General features: G+C 72.3%; 3 protein-coding genes. All 3 read right to left on the bottom strand.

Translation table 11 applies throughout. The features are described 5' to 3' along the window. Positions 1–7: 7 nt before the first annotated feature. The 3 genes from ABZ622_RS35970 to ABZ622_RS35960 are packed head-to-tail and all read right to left on the bottom strand — an operon-like array spanning position 8 to position 19,616. Positions 8–7,750 (bottom strand): amino acid adenylation domain-containing protein, encoded by a 7,743-nt coding sequence (locus tag ABZ622_RS35970; protein ID WP_360550613.1) that lies wholly within the window; start codon positions 7,748–7,750, stop codon positions 8–10. Continuing rightward, positions 7,747–14,127, bottom strand: coding sequence for an amino acid adenylation domain-containing protein (locus ABZ622_RS35965; protein ID WP_360550611.1), 6,381 nt, complete (start codon positions 14,125–14,127; stop codon positions 7,747–7,749). The genes ABZ622_RS35970 and ABZ622_RS35965 overlap by 4 nt, the downstream gene beginning before the upstream one ends. Next, positions 14,124–19,616 carry a beta-ketoacyl synthase N-terminal-like domain-containing protein gene (locus ABZ622_RS35960; RefSeq protein ID WP_360550609.1) on the bottom strand — a complete coding sequence of 1,831 codons (5,493 nt, stop codon included), beginning with the start codon at positions 19,614–19,616 and terminating at the stop codon, positions 14,124–14,126. Before ABZ622_RS35960 ends, ABZ622_RS35965 begins: the two co-directional genes overlap by 4 nt. Positions 19,617–21,494 lie beyond the last annotated feature (1,878 nt).

The following is a 21,494-nucleotide window of genomic DNA, read 5'->3' as shown; positions in this document are numbered from 1 at the left end:
CACCTTCTCAGAGTTGTGCGAGCGCGGTGAGCTCTTGCTGGATGCAGGCGGAGAACTGGGCGACGCGGTGGCGGGTGAAGTGCTGGCTGCTGTAGCACACGGAGCCTTCGAGTGCGCCGTCGACGATCTCCAGGACGAACTCGATGAGTGCCTCCGGCTGAGCCTCGGCGTCCTGCATGGTTGCTGGCGGCGGGTCCAGGGGGCGTATGAACGGCCCTTGGGTCAGCAGCGGGTTCGGCGAGCGTTCTCCGTAGTAGTTCAGGTGGATCTGGGGCTGGCGCAGCTGCCGCAGTGCCCGCGCACCGGGCGTGCCGTCGGCGAGGTAGCGCAGCAGGCCGAAGGAGTTGCGCAGCAGGGGGCGGCCGGGCAGCAGTCCGCCGACCCGTCGCAGGGCGTCGTGCGATGTCTCTTCCGGTACGGCGTCGATGCGGACCGGGAACATCCCGGTGTACCAGCCGACGGCACCGCTGGGGTCGGGCTCGGGGCCCGCCACCGCGCCGTACCCGTCCCGGCCCTGGGTGAGGACGCCGAGCAGCAGGGGCCGGCCGTCGGCCCAGCGGTGGTACGCCCGCGCCAGGGCGGTGGCCAGCACGGCCTCCAGCAGCGGGCGGCCCTCGTCGTCGCGCAGTTCCCGCAGCCGGGCGGTGGCGGCCGGGGCCAGCGAGAGCGGCAGCTTCAGCTGCTCACCGCGCGTCGGGGGCCCCGGATCGTGGTCCACGGGAACGGGCCGGAACCCGTCCAGCACCCGCGCCCAGTGCCCGGCCAGTTCCTGCACCTCGGGGCGGTGCGCGGCGGCGACCGAGGCGCGGGCCCAGGCGGCGAAGCCCGTCACCGGGGCATCGTCCAACTCCCCGCCGAGCGCTGCTCGTTCGTACGCGTGGTGGAAGTCCTCCAGCAACTGCTGCCACGAGTAGCCGTCGACTACGAGGTGGTGGACGGCGAACAGCAGCCTGCTGCGGCCGGGGCGCAGCCGGACCAGCGTCACCGACCACGGCGGTTCGTGTTCCAGTGCGGTCACCGCCCGGACGGTGTGTTCGAACTCCCCGAGCCGTTCGCCGCGTTCGTCCTCGGACAGCTCCCGCAGGTCGAGGACCTGGAAGGTCACGAGGTCGGGCCGTTCGGCGACGTACTGCCGCCATCCCCCCGCCGTGCGCTGCCAGCGCATGCGCAGGGCGCTGTGACGCCGCGCGACCCACTCCAGGGCCGTGCGGACCGCCTCCGGGGCCAGTTCCGTATCCAGCTCCAGGTACTGGCACATCTGCTCCAGAGCCGGATCGTCGCCGGTCCGCTCGAAGAACACCCGGGCCCTCGGCAGGATCGGCACCGGCCCCGGGCCGTCGTCGAACGCGGTCGCGGGGGCCGGGCCCGCCGCGGCGGCCACGGCGGCGAGGTCGGCGAGCACGGGGTGGCGGAACAGGTCGGCCGGGCTGAGCGTGATGCCTTGGCCGGCCGCCTTGGCGACCAGCCTGAGGGCCCGCAGCGAGTCACCGCCCAGATCGAAGAAGTCGGCGGTCCGGCCCACCGATCTGACGCCGAGCACGTCCTGCCAGACGCGTGCGAGCCGGGCCTCCATCGGTGTCCGCGGCTCGACGTGCTCCGCGCAGTCAGTACCCCGGCCCGGGTCGTCGGCGACTTCGACGGTACGCAGCGCCTTGCGGTCCACCTTTCCGTTGGCGTTGAACGGCAGTCGGGCGACGCGGACGACCGTCGGGACCACCGGAGCGGGAAGGGTCCGGGCCGCGTGGCGGCGTACCTCCGCCGCGTCAAAGGTGTCCTCGGCGTCCGGCCGGGCGGTGGCGCAGGCGATGAGGCGGTCGTCGCGCAGGACGACGCCGACCTGCTGGACGGCCGGATGGGAGCGTACGACGGACTCGACGTCCGCCACCTCGACGCGTACGCCGCGCACCTTGACCTGGTCGTCGTCGCGGCCCCGGAATTCCAGCACGCCGTCGGTGCGCCACCGGGCCCGGTCACCGGTGCGGTACATGCGGGTGCCGTCGCCCGCGAACGGGTCCGGGACGAAGCGCGCCGCGGTCGCGCCCGGCTGGTCCACGTATCCCTGGGCCAGGCCGCCGCCGCCGATGTGGAGGTCGCCCACGACGCCCGCGGGCACCGGGTGCAGCGCCTCGTCGAGCACGTACATCCGTTCCCCGGGCAGGGGACGGCCGATCGGCACCACACCACGGTCCAGGTGGGCGTCCGTCACCTCCAGTGCCGTGGACCAGATGGTGGTCTCGGTGGGGCCGTACCAGTTCTCCAGGCGCACCCCGCGCCCGAGCAGGGTCTCGGCGACGGGAGCGGGCAGCGCCTCGCCGCCGCACCAGCCGCGCAGGCCCGCCAGGTCGCCCTGGGCGTCGGCGAGCGCGCCCCAGACCGTGGGGGTGGCCTGCAACAGGCTCGCTCCGGCGGTGCGCAGGGCCGTCATCAGGGCGTCCGGGTCGAGCACGCCACCGGTGTCGTGCAGTACGAGACGGGCCCCCACTGTCAGCGGGAGCAGCAGCTCCACGATCGAGATGTCGAATCCGGCGGTGGTGACGGCCAGCACGCTGTCCGCGCTGCTCCACTGCCCGGTCACGGCATCGGCGAACACCGCCAGCGCCCGATGGGAGACAGCGACTCCCTTGGGGCGCCCGGTGGAGCCGGAGGTGAACATCTCGTACGCGACGGCCTCAGGAAGCACGGCCGCGTGGGCTGCGCCGGGCTGCGCCTCGGCCGGTGTGTCCGCCCGGACCACGGTGGCGCCGTGCGGCACCCGGTGCAGGGTCCGCGCGTCCACCACGACGGCGCGCGGCCGGGCCACTTCGCCGATCAGCCCGGTGCGGGCGGCGGGCTGCGCGGGGTCCAGCGGCACGTACACACCACCGCACTGCCATACGGCGACGGCCGCGGCGATCAGCTCCATGCACCGGGGCAGGCAGACGGCGACCGGGTCGCCCGGCCTGACGCCCGCGGCGCGCAGGCCGTCCGCCATCCGGGCCGCGGCCTCGGCGAGTTCGGCGTACGAGTACGTGCCCCGGGCGTCCGTGACGGCGGGAGCGGTGGGCCGCTCCGCCGCCCTGGCGCGGATGCGGTCCGGAACGGGGAGCGGGGAGGGAGCGCCGGGCCAGCCCCGGCCCCACTCGTTCAGGACCGTGCGCCGCGCGCCCGGTCCGAGGACATGGCGGGAGGACAGCGGCTCCTCGGGCTCGGTGGCCAGCCACTTCAGCGCCGACCGGTACAGCTCCACCAGCTGGTCCGTCTCCCACGGTGCGAAGTGGCGCGGGGAGGCGGCCATGAGGAGCGCCAGGTGTCCGTGCGCCTCGTCGGTTCCGTGGTCGAAGGAGACGTACAGCGGATAGTTGGTCGGGGCGATCTCCTGGAACTCGCCGGAGAGCCGGACCGCCGACGAGCCCGGTTCGTCCTTGTGGAGTTCCCCGAGGGCGTGGAAGCGGGTGTAGTTGAAGACCGCCGTGATCAGCGGGCCGTGTGCGCTGCGGCGCTCCAGTGCCGCGCCGGGGTAGGTGCGGTGGCGCAGCAGCGCGGTCTCGGCCCGGAAGCACTCCTTGGCCAGGGTGGTGCCGGTGAGGCCCGCCGTCCGCAGCCGCACGGGAAGGGTGTTGAGGTACATGCCCCGGGTGTCCTCGGCTCCGGCCGTTTCCGGGCGGCCGTTGACGACCAGGCCGGTGAGCACGTCGTCCCGGCCGGTCCACAGGGCGAGTACGGCGACATGCGCGGCAAGCAGGACGTCCTTGACGGGGGCTCCCAGCCGGCCGGCGAGCCGTTCGAGGCCCCGCTGGACGTCGAGCGGCAACGGGACGACGCGGCGTTCGGCGGCGGCGGACCGCTCGCCGCGCCGGACGGGCAGCTCCAGCGGCTCGGCGCCGGCCAGGGCCTCGTTCCAGAACTCACGGGCCGCCGGGTCGTCGAGGGCCTTGCATTCGTCGGCCACGAAGTCGCGGAACAGTGTCGCGGGGGCCTCGGCGGCGGGCAACTCGCCACCGGTGAGCAGGATTCCGTACGTACCGAGGATCTCGGAGACCGTCGAGGTGAAACTCCAGCCGTCGAGGATGGCGTGGCATTCGGTGACGCAGAACCAGAACAGGTCCGTGTCCGCCCGGTGCACGGTGATGCGGAAGAGCGGAGCGCGGCCGAGGTCCGGGGCCCGCCCCCGCTCCTGGCGCATCCACGCGTCCACGCGGGCGGCGGCGTCGTCGTGAGCCGGTGGCGCCCCGTTCCGGTCCCGCAGGTCGACCACGGTCACCGGTGGTTCGACCGTGCGGTGGACGATCTGAAGGGGCTCGCTGTAGGCGGACAGGTCGAAGGACGTACGCAGGACCGCGTGGCGCGCCATGACATGGCGCACGGCGGCGCGGAGCAGGCCCTCGTCCAGTGCCGCGCGCACCGCGACGCCGGTCACGTTCAGATAGGCGGCGTCGTCGAGCTGGTGGAAGACCATGCCCTGCTGGAGCAGGGTGAGCGGGTAGGCGTCCTCGCAGCTCTCGGGGAGCAGCGGGCGGTCGGCGGGGTCGGTCAGCTCGAAGGGGCGGGTGCCGGTGTGTTTCTGTGCGGCCGACTCCCCTGCCAGCGCGGCGAGTTCGGCCACAGTCTGGGCGGCGAAGACATCCGCGACGGAGATCCCCAGCCCCTTCTCCTGGGCGAGTGCGGCGACCTGTACGGCGCGGATGGAGTCGCCGCCGAGCTCGAAGAAGTTGTCCTCCGCCCCTACCCGCTCGCTCTGGAGCACTTCGGCCCAGATCGCGGCGATGGCCTCTTCGGACGCTCCCCGGGGGGCCCGGTACACGGACCGGACGGTGTCGGCGAGTTGTGCCTTCCGGGCGTTCTCCCGCAGCGCGCGGCGGTCCAGCTTGCCGTTGACCGTCCGGGGCAGGTCCGTGGCCATGGCGAGGACGGGCACCATGTGCGCGGGAAGCCGGTCCGCCAGGTGGGCCCGCAGTTCCGCGGCGTCCAGGCCGTCGTGCGCGGGCACGACGAAGGCGATCAGCCGGCCCTCGTCCGCGACCACACCGGTCGCGGCCACGGCGGGGTGGGCGGCCACCGCCGCTTCGACCTCGCCCGGCTCGATACGGAAGCCGCGCACCTTCACCTGGGCGTCCACGCGGCCCAGGTACTCCAGTTCGCCGTCGGCGAGGAGCCGGACGCGGTCGCCCGTGCGGTACATCGGGCTGCCGTCGGCCGCGAAGGGGTCCGGTACGAACCGGGTGCCGGTCAGCGCATCCCGTCCCGCGTAGCCCTGGGCGACGCCCTTGCCGCCGATATGGAGCTCACCGGGGATGCCGGGCGGCAGCGGGCGCGCCCAGGGGTCGAGCACGTAGGCGGCCAGGTGCGGCAGCGGAACGCCGATCAGGCTGCCGGTCATGGGCCGGTCCGCGTCCTCCCTGGTGATCTCGCGCAGGGTCACGTGCACGGTCGTCTCGGTGATCCCGTACATGTTGACCAGCCGCGGCAGGTCGGCGACCGGCAGCCGGAACCAGGGCCGCAGCGCGGCCGGCCTGAGGGCCTCGCCGCCGAAGACGACAGTGCGCAGCGCGGCGGGGAAGGGTGCGTGCGTGCCCGCCCAAAGGTGGACCAGCGAGTCGAACGCGGTCGGGGTCTGGTTGAGCACGCTCACGCGCTCGTCGATGAGCAGCCTCAGGAACCGGTCGGGGGCGCGGGCGGTGTCCCGGTCGACGACCACGACGGTGCCGCCGGAGGTCAGCGGGCCCCAGATCTCCCAGACCGAGAAGTCGAAGGCGATCGAGTGGAACAGCGTCCACCGGTCGGCCGCTCCGTACCCCAGTGCCGCGCGGCCCTCGGCCAGCAGGGAGGCGAGGTTCCCGTGGGTCACGGTGACGCCCTTGGGGGCGCCGGTGGAACCGGAGGTGTAGATGCGGTAGAGGGGGGTGTCCGAGGTCACGGGGCGGGGCTCGAAGCCCTGGGCCGCTGGGTCGTCCTCCGGACCGTCCGGCGGGATGACGTCGAGGCGGCCTGCTCCGGCCCACTCCGCGAGGGAGGGATCGCCCACGAGTACGGTGCAGCCCGCGTCCTGGAGCAGCGAGCGCAGCCGCAGCTTCGGGTGCTCCTCGTCCAGCGGCAGCGCGGTGAGCCCGGCCTTGGCCACCGCCAGCATTGCCACGACGAGGTCGGTGCCGCGCCGGGTCAGGACCGCGACCGGGACGCGCGGGTCGGCCGCCCGCCGGCCGATGCGGTGGGCCAGCGCCTCGGCCCGCCGGTTCAGTTCGCCGTAGCCGGTGCGGGTGGAGCCGTGCACGACGGCCTCGCGCTCCGGGTGGGCGGCGGCCTGCTCCTCGAACCAGCCGACGATGCCGCGCGGGCCCAGACGCGGCGCTGTGTGGCGGGTGCCGACGGGCAGCGGCGCCGGGGCGCCGAATCCGAGCGTGGACAGGGGTGCGTCGGGGGCTGCGACGGCCCCGGTGAGCAGCGCCTCGTAACAGGCCAGCCAGGAGCGGGCCGTGGTGGCCCGGATGAGGTCGCTGTCGTACTCCAGGTACAGCCGCGTGCCGTCGGCGGCGTCCTCGACGGTGAGCGTCAGGTCGAACTTCGAGATGCCCAGGTCGACTTCGAGGCGTTCGGCGAAGAGCCCGCCGGGCAGCCCCCCGGCGCCGGTCTCCGTACGACGGTGGTTGAACACGGCCTGGACGAGCGGCGGCCGGCTGCGCTCCCGTTCGATGTCCAGGGCCTCCACCAGCCGCTCGAAAGGCAGGTCGCGGTGGGACACCGCTTCACTCGTCGAGCGGTGCTCCCGGGCGACGAGTTCGCGTACGAGCGGGTCGTCCGCGGCCGGTGCGCGCAAGCACACCATGTTCACGAAGTTCCCGACGTGGGGGGCGTCCTCGGCCCGCCGGGTGGTGACGGGGCAGCCGATCAGCAGGTCCCGCTCGCCGGTGAGGACCTGGAGCAGGTAGCGGTAGAGCGCCAGGTGTACGGACGAGGAGGTGACGCGCAGTTCGCGGGCGAACCCGGCGATGCCGGAGGTCAGCTCCGCGTCGAGCAGGCGCTCGATGCGGCGTCCGTTGTTGCCCTGTACTGCGGGGCGCGGGTGATCCGAGGGCAGTTCGACGACCGTGGGGGCGTCCGCCACCCTCGCGCGCCACCAGTCCAGTTCCCGCTGCTCCGTCTCCGGTGCCGGTCCGGTCACCCGGCGCGGGACCACGGGCCCCGCCGGGGCGCCCGCGTACTGCCCGAACATCTCCGCGGTGATCAGGTCGAGGCTGTCGCCGTCACCGACGATGTGGTGGACGCAGAGGCAGACCAGGTACTCGTTCTCCGCGGCGCGGGCCACCGCCAGCCGTGCGAGCGGGCCGCCCGCGAGGTCGAACGGGCGGCGGGCCTGCCCGGCCAGCCACTGATGAGCCTCCTCCGGTGAGACGAAGTCCTCACCGAGGACCGTCTCCGGGGACAGGTCTTGCGGGCCCAGGACCCGGGCCCGGGGACGGCCCCGCTCGTCCTCGAAGACCGTGCGCAGGGCTTCGTACCGGGAGACCACCGCCGAGAACGCGTCGAACAGCCGCCGGACGTCCAGCGGTCCGGAAAGACGCACACCGGCCGCGATGTTGTACGCCGCGCTGTCCGGGTCGAGGCGGTGCAGAAACCACAGCCGGGTCTCGGCCCGGGTCAGCCGGGAGGCGGCGTCCGGAGCGCTGCCGCCCGGAACTGCTCCGGCATCCGTGACGGATGCCTGGTCGAGTCCATGAGCCTGCATCTCGGCGTCGAGCAGGCACAGGAACTCGGGATCGTCGAAGACGTCGGTCATTGGTTCGCCTTTGCGGACAGGAGCAGTTGTTCGGCCACCTTCGCCATGCGCTCGGCGTTCGGGTTGGCCGCGCGGATCTTCGCGGACTGCTGTGCGATGGTCTGGGCCTCGAAGACGTCCGTCACGGACAGCTCGGTACGCAGCACACGGCGGATGCGGTCGACGATGCGCAGGGCGCTGATGGAGTCCCCGCCCAGGTCGAAGAAGTTGTTCTCGCGTCCCGGGGCGGCGACGGACAGCGTGCCGGACCAGATCTCCGCGAGGACCCGCTCGACCACATCGGCGGGCGGTGCGTCCGCCTCCGGTTCGGACAGCCGGGGGTCCGGCAGCGCCTTGCGGTCGGTCTTCCCGCTGGGGGTGAGCGGCAGGGCGTCGATGAAGCCGACCGCCGGAACCATGTGCGCGGGCAGCCGTTCGGCGACGTATCCGCGCACCTCCTCCTGCGTGGGTTTCCCGTCGCCGGGGACCACGTAGGCGATCAGGCGCCCGTCGCGGACGACCACGGCGGCTTCCCGTACCTGAGGATGCCCGGTGAACACGGCTTCGATCTCGCCTGGCTCGACACGGAACCCCCGCACCTTGACCTGGTCGTCGACGCGGCCGAGGAATTCCAGGGCCCCGTCCGGGAGCCGGCGCATCCGGTCGCCGGTGCGGTACATCCGCGCACCGGGCGGGCCGAAGGGGTCGGGCACGAAGCGCAGGGCGGTGGCCGCGGGGTCCTGGTCGTACCCCTGCACGACGGTCCGGCCGGCGATGTACAGCTCCCCCTCGGCGCCCGTCCGCGCGGGCCGCAGCCACTGGTCGAGCACATGGGGGACGACTCCGGGCACGGCGCGCCCGACCGGGACGCGCCGGCCCGTGGTCTCCTGCGCCGTCATCCGCTGGGGCAGGAGGTCGTCCACGGGCTGATCCGTGGCCCAGATGACCGTCTCCGTCGGCCCGTAGAGATTGTGCAGCCGCACACCCCGGCGGCGGGCGCGCTCGGCCAGAGCAGGGCTGAGCGGTTCGCCACCGCAGCCACCGGTCATTCCGGCCAGGTCCGCGTCGGTGGCGAGCAGCTGCTCCCACAGGCTGGGCACCGAGTACATACGGGTGGCCCGCACCCGGTCGATGTGCGCGGCGAGTCCGGCGGGGTCGAAGACCGGGCCGCTGTCGTGGAGCACCACGCGGGCGCCCAGCGACAGGGCGACCAGAAGCTCCAGGACGGACACGTCGAACCCGACCGTGGTCACCGCGATCAGCGTCTCGTCCGGCCCCCATGTGGGAGCGATGGCGTCGCGGAACGCCGCGAGTTCCCCGTGTCCCACCACCACGGCCTTGGGGACACCGGTCGATCCGGAGGTGAAGATGAGGTACGCGGCACCGCCCGGCACCGCCCGGAAGGCCGGGGCGGACACCGGCGGCGCCCCGGTGGCGTCCCGCGCCTCCCGTGCCTCCAGGGGCAACACACGTATGTACGGCGGGAGTTCTCCGGCCGCCGACGCGTCATCGGCGTGCACGACGACGACCGACGCACCGGACCGCTCGACGATGTGGTGGACGCGCTCGCGCGGGGTCCGCCGGTCGACGGGCACGTACACGGCGCCGCAGCGCATGATCGCCAGCAGGGCGACGACCGTTTCGGCGGTCCTGGGCAGAAAGGTGCACACGCGGTCACCACACCTGACCCCCATGGCCGTCAGCTCGGCCTCCGCACGGGCGACTTCGAGTTCGAGGTGGGCATGGGTCAGCTCCCGGCGGCCGTCCGACACTGCGGGCCGGTCACCGGGCAGGTCCGCGATCAGCCTCGGCAGAGAACGGAAGCTCTCGGCCGGTGGCTCGTCTGCGTAGGGGGACGGCTCATCGTCGTCGATGCCGAGGTCGGGCAGAGGCCGCTGCGGGTCCTCGTCGAGCACGCGCAGCAGGGCGCCGACCGACTGGGCGAGGAAGCGGGCGGCAGCGTCCCCGACCAGGGTGGTGCTGTAGCGCACCTGAGTCCTGATCCGCTCCCCCTCCTCGTACACCTCCAGCACGAGCGGGAACTGAGTGGTCCGGGAGTCCGGCTCCTCGGCGCGGAACACGGTGTCGCCGATGCTCACCTCGCCCCGGCTGCCCTCCCAGGCGACCAGGGTCTGGAACAGCGGCATGGCGGCGGTGTCGCGCTCCGGCGCGACCTCGCGGGCCAACTGCTCGAACGGCAGGGAGCTGTCCTCGTACGCCTCGGCCAGCAGGCGCTGGGTGTGCCTGACATGGTCGGTGAGTGAACCCGTGGCCGGGAAGTGGGCCTTCACCGCGATGCTGTTGAGCAGCGGGCCCACCACCTCGTGCTGGTCCTCGCGGGTGCGCAGGGAGACCGGCAGCCCCACCGCGAAGCCGTCCTGGCCCGTCCACCAGTACACGGCGAGCTGCCACAGCGCGACCATGACGGCGTTCGGGGTGACGGCGGTCCGGGCGGCGGCGCGGGTGAGCGCGTCGTTCTCGAAGGCCACCTCGGTGACCGCGCCCTTGTGGTCGAAGCCGTCCCGTGGGCTCAGCGCCTCCAGCGGGCGTACGTCCTCCAGGGCCGCCGCCCGGCGCCGCAGCATGCCGGCCGCCGACGCGGCGAGCTCGGCCTCCTGCCGTCCGGCCACATCGCTGTACTGCACAGCCATGGGCATCGGCTCCGCGCCATGCGAGATGTCCCGCGGGGCGTTCTGCGCAGTGCGCGCCACGCAGCGGCTTACGAGCTGGCGCACGATCGTCTCGACGGACTCTCCGTCGCACGCGATGTGGTGCACACACAGCAGCAACAGGTGGCTGCTGCCGTCGAACAGCAGCGCCGTACGCACCGGCCCTTCGGCCAGGTCGATCGGGAGCGCCGCCAGTTCGGCCACCTGCTCGCGGCACTGTGCCCAGGAGTCGCACCCGCGCGGCTCCAGATCCGCCCGCACCTTGTACCCGCTCACCGGCAGGACACGGCCCTGTGGCCCCTGCGCCGTCATACGGACGGACAGCCGCAGGGACTCGTGCGCACTCAGGACGTCGTGGACCGCACCGGCCAGGGCGTCGACATCCAGCGGCCCGTCGATCCGCAGGCCGATGGGGATGTTGTACGCCTGTGCCTCGGCGGAGTAACGGGACAGGAAGAGGAACCGCCGCTGTGCCGCGGAGAGCGTGACGGGGGTGCCGGCCTCAGGACGCCTCGGTTCCGGGAGGACGTCCGCGGCGGTGTTCTCGGTCCTGGGGTCACTCGCCGGGCTCCGGCGGATGTGGGCGGCCAGTTCACGCAGAACGGGGTTGTTGAAGACGGTCGCCAAGGACACCCGGCGGCCGAAGCGTTCGGTGCAGACCGCGGCCACCCGGGTGGCCAGCAGGGAGCTGCCGCCGAGCGCGAAGAAGTCGTCCGCCGCCCGGATGTCCGCCCTGCCGAGCAGTTCGCCCCAGATGCGCAGCAGTTCACCGGTGATGTCGTCGGCCGTGTCCGCGGGCGCCGGAGGTGTGGACGAAGCCTCCTGGTCCGCCGCGTCCCGCAGCGCCGCCCGGTCGACCTTGCCGCCTGAGGTGAGCGGGAGCGCGGAGGTGACCCTGATCCGTCGCGGGACGGCGGCGGACGGCAGATGGGCGGCGGCGAGGGCGCGCAGTTCGGCCCCGTCCACGGCGGTCCCCGCCTCGCACCGGGCCCAGGCGACCAGATGGGGCTGCGGTTGCGTACGCAGCAGCACCACGGCCTCGTTGACCTGCGGATGCCTGCGCAGTACGGATTCGACCTCGCCGAGCTCCGTACGGATGCCGGACAGCTTCACCTGGCCGTCCCGGCGGCCCCGGAACTCCAGGCGGCCGTCGTGGCGCAGGCGCACGATGTCGCCGGTGCGGTACATCCGCTGCCCGCCGCCCGCGTGGGGGTCGGGCAGAAAGCGCAGGGCCGTGGTGCGGGTATCGTCCGGACAGCTCTCGGCAACGAGTCCGCCGAGGAAGAGTTCGCCGACGGCGCCGTCCTCCACCGGACGACCTGCCCGGTCCAGTACATGGGCGTGGCGGCCCGGCATCGCCGTGCCCAGCGGCACACACGTCCAGCGCGCGTCCTGCGGCCCCAGCCCGCCGTGCACAGCGGTGATGACGGTCTCCGTCGGGCCGTAGACGTTGTTGAGCCGTGGGGTCGCGGAGACATGGCCGAACCAGGTGTCCAGCGCCCCCTGGTCCAACGCCTCGCCCCCGATGAGGAGTTCACGCAGCGGCCCCTCGGCCAGCGGCTCCAGGACCGCACTCCCCCGGGCACACAGCTCGTGCCAGTACGGAGTGGGGAGGTTGGCCACGGTGATCCGGCGGGCGGCCACCTCGGCCGCGAAGTCCGCCGGGTCCCACAGGTCGTCGCCCCGCAGCACCACGGTGGCCCCCGCGGTCAGGGCCACCACGGCCTGCTCGATCCATACGTCGAAGCCGTGCCCCGAGAACTGGAGGTACCGGTCATCCTCGGTGATGCCGTACGCGACGGCCGCCGATGCGGCGTGGGCCAGCAGCGCGGCGCGCCGGACGAGCACGCCCTTGGGGCGCCCGGTGGACCCGGAGGTGTACAGGCAGTACCCACTCACCCGGTCACACAACTCGGCGGTTGGGACAAGCAGTCGAGAGGAAGCTCCCTCACCGACGCTCTCCCGTGTGATCGCCAGCTCCGTCGGCGCACCGTTGTGTTCCGCTTCCGTGATCTGCACGCTCGGGCGCGCGGAGGCAAGGATCTGCTCGCTCCTGCCCGGTGGGGTGTCCAGGGGAACGGGTACGTACACGGCTGCGGCATCCAGCACGGCCAGCAGCGCTACCAAGGAGTTCACCGAGCGCGTCGTGCGCACCGCGACCGTCTGTCCGGGCCGGACCCCCGCCGCGAGCAGCCGGTCACTCAACGAGCTGACACGATCGCGCAGTTCGCCGTACGAAAGCGTCTCGCCATCCGCCTGTACGGCGGCCCGTCCGGCGTGGCGGCCCAGCAGCTCCGCCATCGTGGCCCGCTCCCGCGCGACGGCCGGAGCCTCGGGGAGCCGGGCCGCCGCCGCCCGCGTGCCGAGCGCGCCCACCGTCTGCTGCGGTCGCGCGCAGGCGGCGCGCAGCAGTTCGGTGTAGCGCCGGCCCAGGGCGGCCATGCTCTCCTCGCTGTAGCACTCCTTCTGGAAGATCAGCCGCGGACGCATCACGCGCCCGTCGTCGGAGATCTCCAGGGCCACACCGTTCTCCGCCACCGTCCGGGGCAGGCCCGCCTCCAGCCCGGAGAACGCGGGGTCGACGGCGTACTTGTTGAAGATCACGCCGATCCGGGAGCCCCGCCCGTAGACCTCGGCCATCACCTCGTTGAAGGGGGCGTCCTGGTGTCGCAGCACCTCGGTGATCCGCGAGCGGACCTGCTCGAACAGGGCCGACACCGACTCCTCGGGGGACACGGTGACACGGAGCACCATGGTGTTGATGAACAGCCCCACCACCCCGAGCGACCCGTCGGAGTCGCGCCCCGAGACGGGCATGCCGAACACCAGGTCCGACCGGCCGCTCCAGCGGGCGACGAGCACCGCCCACACGGCGAGCATCACCATCTGGTCCATCAGGCCCGACCGCCGGGCGGTCTCCCGCACCTGGTCCGCCAGTTCGACGGGGAGCGCGATGTCGTGGATCCCGGCCGAGAAGTCCGGCTCGGCGGGCGGCGCCAGGTCGGCCGGCAGCAACACCGGATCCGGCGCGCCGGACAGGGCGGCGACGGCTTCCTCGACCTGACGCCTGCGGTGTGCCTTACGCTCCGCGCTCGCTTCCCACACCGCGAGGTCGGGATAGTCGAGCCCCGGGCCGGAGGTGGCCCCGCGCGTCAGCGCGAACATCAGGATGACCTGGAGCGATACCGCGTCCACCGTCAGGTGGTGGACGGCCACCAGCACTCGGGGCATGGCATCGGGGAAGGTCATGAGACCCAGCCGGAACAGGGGTTCCCCGGTCAGGTCGAACCGGTGGCCCAGCCACTCCCGCTCCAGCTCGGCCAGGCGCCGCGCGGTCGCGGGGTCGGCTTCGGGGCCCAGCTCGAAGTGCTCGACGCGGAAGTCGCTCGCCGGGCGGAACCGGATGACGGGCCCGCCGTCGGTGACGACCACACGTGAACGCAGCGCCGCATGCCGGGAGACCAGGCTCTCCAGCAGCAGCCGGGCCTCGGAGACCGCGATGCGCTGATCCGGGCGGGCGGTGAATCCCAGCGTGAACAGCGGCGTGTCGCCGGCCAGTTGGTCCGCCAGCCAGATGCGCTCCTGGGCCGGGGTCAGTGGCACCTCGTCGGGGACGGTACCCGAGGCTACCGGCCCCTGCCGACGGGCGAGAGCGGTGTTCCCGCCCGCCAGCAGTTCGGCGATCAGCGCCTGCTTCGCCGGGGAAAGAGAACCGATACCGGTGGTCATGCCTTCTCTCCGCGCCCCAGCATTGCCTGGGCCTCCTCGTCACTCATCTTCCCCAGGGCCTCGACCAGCCGGGACTCGACGAAGCCCGCCAGGGCCCGCACGGTCACGTACTCGAAGAGGTCGGCGACGGAGAGACGGACCGTCAGCCGGTCGGCGATGCGTGCGATGAGCTGCACCGCGACGAGCGAGGAGCCGCCGATCGCGAAGAACTCGTCGTCGATGCCGACCTCGGCCACGCCCAGGGCCTCGCCCCACAGCCGGCTGAGGACCTGCTCGACCTCGGTCTCCGGCGCGATGTACGGGGTGTCGAGGGTGCGGGCGGCCTGGCCGTCGGCGAAGGAGGTCCCGGCCTTGCTCAGCTCGGCCGTGCCGAAGGAGCGGGACCGGGCCAGGCGACTGAACAGCCCCTCGGGGCAGACCACGACCTGCGCGCCGGGGCGCTGGGCCAGGATGCGGCGGAAGATCTCCTGGCCCTCGACGGTGCGCAGCCGGTCGCTGGGCCGCTGCGAGGGCTCCGACCGGGCCGGTGCCTGGGCGCCGCCGGCGGACTGCGTGGAGTCGAGGCGTACGGAACGCATCGTGTAGCCCTCGATGACCACGCACGGCCGGCCCGTCTCGTCGGTGACGGTGACGTCGACGTCCAGGAAGTCGGGGCGCTGCGGGTCGCTGTGGACCCGCTGGACGGCCCAGCAGTGCGTCGGCATGGGACGCAGGACGGTGACGGAACGGTAGGTGAACGGAAGGTAGTTGTGATCGTCGGGACCGCCCGTGCCGAAGGAGGTGGCCCGGTCCAGGAGGGACGGGTTGATGACGAGTCCCTCGGTGTCGGCGTGGAACTCCTGCGGCAGCGTCAGCTCCGCCAGCCCCTGACCGCCCTCGCCGTGGTAGTAGGAGGTGACGACGTCCCAGCGGGGCCCGTACGCCATGACACCCACCTCCGACTCGTCGAGACCGGTGAGGTCCGCCTCCCGCAGCGAGGTGCGCAGCGCGTCCAGGTCCACCGCGGCGGGTGCGGCGCCGGTGTGGACGCCTGCCCGGCCCTGGCAGTGCACGCGGCGGCCACCGCCGCCGTCGACACTGTGGGCCGTCAGCTCGAAGCCCCAGCTGTCGTCGCCGTCGGGGGTGAGCTGGATCCGGATGGCCGTGGCGTCGGGGACCGCGAGCGGGTCGATGAAGATGACCTCGGACAGGGTGACGTGCTCGGCGTCCGTGGTGTCCCGCACCGCCTCGCGGACCATCTCCAGCAGGCTGGTGCCGGGCATGACGCCGACGCCGTCGAGCTGGTGGTCGGTGAGCACCCAGTGGGAGCCGGGGCGGAATTCGCTCTCGTACTCGCGCAGGGTCACGTCGTCGTCGTAGCGGCGGTGCGTCAGCGGGTGGCCGAGCGGGATGCTGCGGGCACGCACCAGTTCCTTGATGCCCTGGGACAGGTTGCCGTCGGCCACCATGCCGACCTCGCTCCAGCCGGCCCAGTTGATGGACACGACGTACGGGCCGGAGCCGTCGCGGTACGCGGCGAAGGCGTCCATGAAGGCGTTGGCGGCGGTGTAGTCGGAGTGGCCGTAGTCGCCGCAGATGGAGATGACCGACGAGAACAGCGCGATGAAGTCGGGCTCGTCGCCGAGCAGGCGGTCGAGCAGGACCGTTCCGGCCGTCTTGGGACTGAGGACCGGCTCGGCGGCCTCCGGCGTGTGGATCTCCATCAGCGCACCACCGGCCAGCCCGGCTGCGTGGACCACCCCGTTGATCGGGCCGAAGCGCTCCCGTGCGGCGCGTACGACCGCGGCCATGGCGGCCTCGTCCGCCGCGTCGGCCGTCCCCACCAGCACCTCGGCGCCGAGGGACTCCAGGTCCCGCACCCCGAGGATGCGCCGCCGGGTCTCCGAACCGGTCTCCGGGTCGGCCAGGACCGCGTCCCACTCCTCGGGCGCGGGCAGGGCCCTGCGTCCGACGAGGACGAGGCGGGCCCGGTGCCGGGCCGCGAGATCCCGGGCGATCTCCAGCCCGATGCCGCCCAGACCACCGGTGACGAGGTACACGCCCTCGTCCCGCAGCAGGGTGGACTCCGCCGGCTCGTTGTCGATCGGACGGTGGTCCCGCACCCAGCGGCGCGCGCCGCGTACGACCACGTGCTCGTCGGTGTCCTGCCCGAGTTCGCGCACGATGTTCCGGATCAGCCGGCCAGGCTCGTCGGTGGTCTGTACGTCGAGGTGCCGGGCGTGCACCCCGGTCACCTCGGTCGAGATCGCCATGACCGGACCGCGGGCGGTGGCGGCGTAGGGCACGGTGTTCTCGGTTCCGGTGACGGCGTGGGCCCGGTCGGTCACGACCAGCAGGTCGAGCTTCTCGGGGGCGGCGCGGGTCAGGCCCTGGGCGAGGTGGAGCAGCCGGTCGTAGGTCCGCTGGGCGAGCGCGGGCGTCACCTCGTCGGCGGCCGTGAACACGCCTGCCGCGTACAGCACACGGTCCGGCGCCTGCCCCGCACTCCAGGCGGCGTCCAGCAGCTCCCGCACACTCGTCACGTCGTCCGGGTCGACGACGTAACCATCACCGTCGTCGGAGAAGCCGAAGCCGCTGACGGCGGGAGTGACGAACGCGCCGGTCGCCCGGCAGGCGTCGATCAGCTCATGGCCTCGCGCGTCGTCGTCCGTGATGACCAGCCAGGTCTCGCCGAGGGCGCTGCCCGCCCGGTGCCGCTGGTGCGGCGACTCGGTCCACACCGGCACGTACAGCGGGGCCTGGAGCGGCGGCTTCAAGCCCTCCTGCCGCGCCAGGGCGCTCTGCGGGGACTCGGTGCCAGGATCCGGGTCGACCCAGCAGCGGCGGCGTTCGTACGGGTAGGTGGGCAGCGGCACCTTGCGGTACGGGCGGCAGGTGACCCGGTCCCAGTCGAGGGGCACGCCACAGGCCCACAGCCGGGCGGCGGCGGCCAGCACGAAGGCGCCGTCGTCGACCTTCTTGCCGGGGGAACGCAGCGTCTGGGCGGTGGTGATCTGGCCGCCGTCGACCATGGCGTGCTGGCGAGCGAAGGACGACAGGGCCTGTCCCGCCCCGACTTCGAGCAGCGCGAGCCCGCCCCGCTGGGCCAGGGTGTCCAGCCCGGCGGCGAACCGGACCTCGCCGCGCAGGTGCCGGACCCAGTAGTCGGGGTCGGTGGCCTCCTGCTCGGTGATCCAGTCACCTGTGACGTTCGAGATGTACGGGAGAGTGGGCGCCGACAGCCGGACCGAGGCGACGAGCTCCCGGAACTGCTCCAGGACCGGGTCCATCATCTGGCTGTGGAACGCGTGCGACGTGCGCAGCACGGTCGCCTGGAGCCCCATCTCCGCCAGGATCTCGCGCAGTTTGTCCACGCCTTCCTGGGTGCCCGAAACCACGCTGGCCGACGGCGAGTTGGACGCGGCGAGCTGGACCTCGCCGGCCAGCTCCGGGTCGTCGAGCAGCGGCCGGACCGCCTCCGCGTCGAGCGGCAGGGCGAGCATCGCGCCGCGCGGCAGCTCCTGCATCAGCGCGCCGCGACCGGCCACGAGCCGCAGGGCGTCCTCCAGTTCGAGGACACCGGCGAGGGTGGCGGCGACGTACTCGCCGACGCTGTGCCCGATCATGGCCGCCGGGCTGATCCCCCAGGACTGCCACAGCTGGGCCAGGGCCCAGGAGACGGCGAAGGTCACAGGCTGAGTGATCCGGGTCTCCGCAAGCCGCGCAGCAGCACCGCCTTCACCCTCACCCTCGACATGCAGCACCCCATGCACCTCAACATCCAGCACCTTGGACAGCACATCCGCACAGCGGTCCAGCGCTTCCCGGTAGACGGGCTGGGTGCGGTACAGCCCCAGGGCCATGCCCGGGTACTGGGCCCCCTGGCCCGGGAAGAGGAAGGCGACCTCCTGCTGCTTGCCGCCCCGGCCGTCGACGGTGAGGGCGGGGTTCCCCTGACGGCGCAGGGCGGCGACGGCCGCTTCGGGGGTGGTCGCGACGACGGCACGCCGGTGGTCGTGCCGGCCGCGTCCGTTCTGCAACGTACCCGCGACATCCGCCAGGTTGCCGCCCTCGGTCTCCAGATGCGCGGTCAGGTCGGCAACGACCCGCTCCAGCGCGTCCGCACTGCGCGCCGACACCGGAAGCACGTGGTACGCCTGCTCCTCGCTCTCCTCGCCCTGCTCGTCCTCGGGCGCTGCCGGGGGCTCCGGCGCCCGCTCCAGGATGGCGTGGGCATTGGTGCCGCCGATGCCGAAGGAGCTGATCGCGGCACGCAGCGGGGTGCCGTCCTGCTCCCAGCGCGTGGTCTCGCGCTGGAGACGGAAGGGGGTCTTGTCGAGTTCGAGCGCCGGGTTGAGCTCGGTGCAGTTGATGCTGGCCGGGAGGACACCCTCGCGCAGCGCGTAGGCCGCCTTGATCAGGCTGGCGATGCCGGCCGCCGGACCGAGGTGTCCGACGTTGCCCTTCAGCGAGGCGAGGGCACAGAAGCCGCGCTCGGAGGTGTGCTGGGCGTACGCCTCGGTGATGGCGCTGAGCTCGATGGGGTCCCCGACCACGGTGCCGGTGCCGTGGGCCTCCAGGTATCCGATGGTCCGCGGGTCGACCTCGGCGTCACTGAGCGCGTCGAGGATGAGTTCGGTCTGACCGTGGACACCGGGGGCGGTGAACCCGGCCCGGTCGTCACCGTCATTGTTCACGGCGGAGCCGCGGATGACGGCGTGGATGGTGTCCCCGTCCTTGAGGGCGTCCTCCAGGAGTTTCAGCACCACGACGCCGCCGCCGTTGGAGAAGATCGTGCCGCTGGCGTTCGCGTCGAACGGCCGCACATGCCCGTCGGCGGAGTAGATGCTGCCCTCGACGTGCATGTAGCCGGAGCCGAGCGGAAGATCGACCTGCGCGCCACCGGCCAGGGCCACCTCGCACTCACCGCTGCGCAGGCTCTGCGCGGCCAGGTGAACGGCGGCGAGCGAGGTGGAGCACGCCGTGTAGATGGAGATGCTCGGCCCCAGGAACCCGAACTTGTACGAGACGAGCGGGGCGACGTAGTCCGGGTAGTTGCCGACGGTGACACTCATGGCGCCGGTGGCCCGCATGACCGCCGCGTTCTCGTAGACGTAGTCCTCGCGGTACGGACTGTTCGCGGTACCACCGAAGACCCCGACTCGCCGCGTCATGCGACGGTGGTCGTAACCGGCGTGTTCGAGGGCGGTGTTGGCGAGTTCCAGGAACAGGCGGTGCTGGGGGTCCTTGATCTCGGCTTCGCGCTGGGTGAGGCCGAAGAACCCCGGATCGAAGCCGTCGAGCTCCGACGCCGAGTACGAGGCCGATACGTACTTGTCCGAGGTGCACTCGGCCTCGGACACCCCTGCCTCGCGCAGTTCCTCGGGAGTACGCCACTCGACGGACTCCACACCGTCGCAGAGGTTCCGCCAGAACTCGTCTGCGGTATCGGCGCCCGGGAACCGTGCGGCCATTCCGACAACAGCTATGTGATCGCTGCGCAGCGACATACCCCACCCAGTCTCGAAACGTGGCAGGTGCCTGGCACCCTGCCCGCGGTACGTCCAGTCCGGCGTTCCGGACAACGGGGCACCAGTGAATACCAGCCAACCGGTGAAGATCCCCTCTCGTGCCGGAACCTGCACTCTGGCTCATGTTTGCAACTGGACGGAGACAGCGGCGAACTGTCCGGTTCCGGCTGCCAACGGCCGTACCGCTGAAGGAACAAACCCTGCCCGGCGGCTCTCGGCCCTGGGTGAAGGTCTCGAACCCGCTTGGCCGGTGGTCGAGTTCATGGGACACACTCGGCGGTTTCCGTTCCGGGCGAACCGCTGCCTTGCGGGAGCCGAACGATCCGATCGTTCCGCATCACGCAGCGGGTTCCCTCGCGCGGTTTGCTCCTGCGATGCCCGGTTCGGCGGGCACCCGGTGGAAGGTGTGGTTCGGCGCGGCGACGGTGTTCCGCAGTACGCGCTTCGACTCGCAGGTGTACCTGGACCAGCGATCAGGAAGCGCTCGATGTCCGGGCATCGGTAGTGACGGACCCTGGCGACCAGCAGAGGCGGCTCGACAGGGCCGACAACGGCAATCGGAGGGGAGGCGCGTTCAGCGTTCAGGGCTCCTTCGCGTGCAGGGAGGCGAAGGAGCGGGTGAGGAAGCCGGCCTGCCCAGCTGGCGTACGTACCCCCGGCAGGCCGGCTGCGTCGGAGCCGGGCAGCGGAAGCGGCTGGCGAGCTGTGGCGCCAGGGCATCGGCGAGAGCAACCGGATCGCCGGTGCGCGCAAGCCGACCGAGCAGTGGCACGACGATGTCCTCGGTGGTGACCACCTCGTGGACGAACCGAAGGTGTGGATGACGCCCCAACAGCGCGGTAGCCCCGTGCAGGGCTTCGCTCGCGGTCGGGATCACCACCGCATCGGCGTGGGACTCCAGTCGGCGGACAGTCCGCAGCGCGGACGCCTCGGTCAGGCAGAGCGCGACAAGGGTGACCTGGTGCGGCAGCCGCCGCAGGCGGCGAGGCCATCGACGCGACCGGAAGATGCTGTCCGGCTGCGGACGGCCCGGCCGTGAGCCGGGCGACGGTCAGCAGCGCGGACACCACTCGCCAGGCCGGTTCGGTGACCACCCGGGCACCGGCCTCGCGCAGGGCACCGCGCGCCTCGCCGGCGATTCCGTGCGGGGCGACGACCGGGCTGCAGCCGACATCGAGGGCGTAGGCGACGCCGTCTCGGCCACCCGCGGCAGCGCAGGCGGCGAACTCACCGCTGTGGCTGGTGGTCCACGCCTGAACCCGCTGGCGGGCGGAAGTACGACGGCAGCACGTACGACCTCTTGGTGGTGAGTCCCGTTGGGAAGGAGGTGGTTGTTGCGGTGGTGGCTGCTCGGGCGGAACCGAAGAGTTGTCCCATGCGTCCATATTTCCCCCGGTTCTGGGATCGGGCGATCCCGCCGGGTCGTGGCGTGATGGTCCCGATTCCCCATTCCTGGATTTCAACGGAACTCCCCATTAAATCAAGGTTGTTGACGTCGCGTGACAGTTCGAGCCGCTCCCTGATCACCGTGAGAACTATCCGGCAGGCTGCTCCGGTTCTTCTGCCGACGAGGGATGCAGTCAGCCAGTCCGTCTTGAAGCTGTAGGCGGTGGCGTGGGAGTCGCCTGCCTTGACGACAGCGGTGACCTCGTACAGGTAGCCGGTGCTTCCGGTCCCGGTGTCGTACCAGCCGGTTCCGAAAGCCGCGTGGCTGGCGGGGAAGGGGAGCGTGAACTGGGGTGCGTTGGTCCTGGGCCTTGGCCCAAGGCCGGGTAGTTGGCGTTTTTGCTGGTCACGCTAGGGGTTCGGCAACTGTGTGATTGCCGCGTAGCGGCCCGTGCGGACTCTCTTGATCAT

The sequence above is a fragment of the Streptomyces sp. NPDC007164 genome, from assembly GCF_040634135.1.
Classification (GTDB): Bacteria; Actinomycetota; Actinomycetes; order Streptomycetales; family Streptomycetaceae; genus Streptomyces; species Streptomyces sanglieri.
This window is presented reverse-complemented; position numbering and strand designations above follow the sequence as displayed.

Excerpts from the sequence above, each read along its gene's own strand:
- ABZ622_RS35970 (WP_360550613.1), bottom strand. The coding sequence starts at position 7,750 with ATGACCGACGTCTTCGACGATCCCGAGTTCCTGTGCCTGCTCGACGCC.
- ABZ622_RS35965 (WP_360550611.1), bottom strand. The coding sequence starts at position 14,127 with ATGACCACCGGTATCGGTTCTCTTTCCCCGGCGAAGCAGGCGCTGATC.
- ABZ622_RS35960 (WP_360550609.1), bottom strand. The coding sequence starts at position 19,616 with ATGTCGCTGCGCAGCGATCACATAGCTGTTGTCGGAATGGCCGCACGG.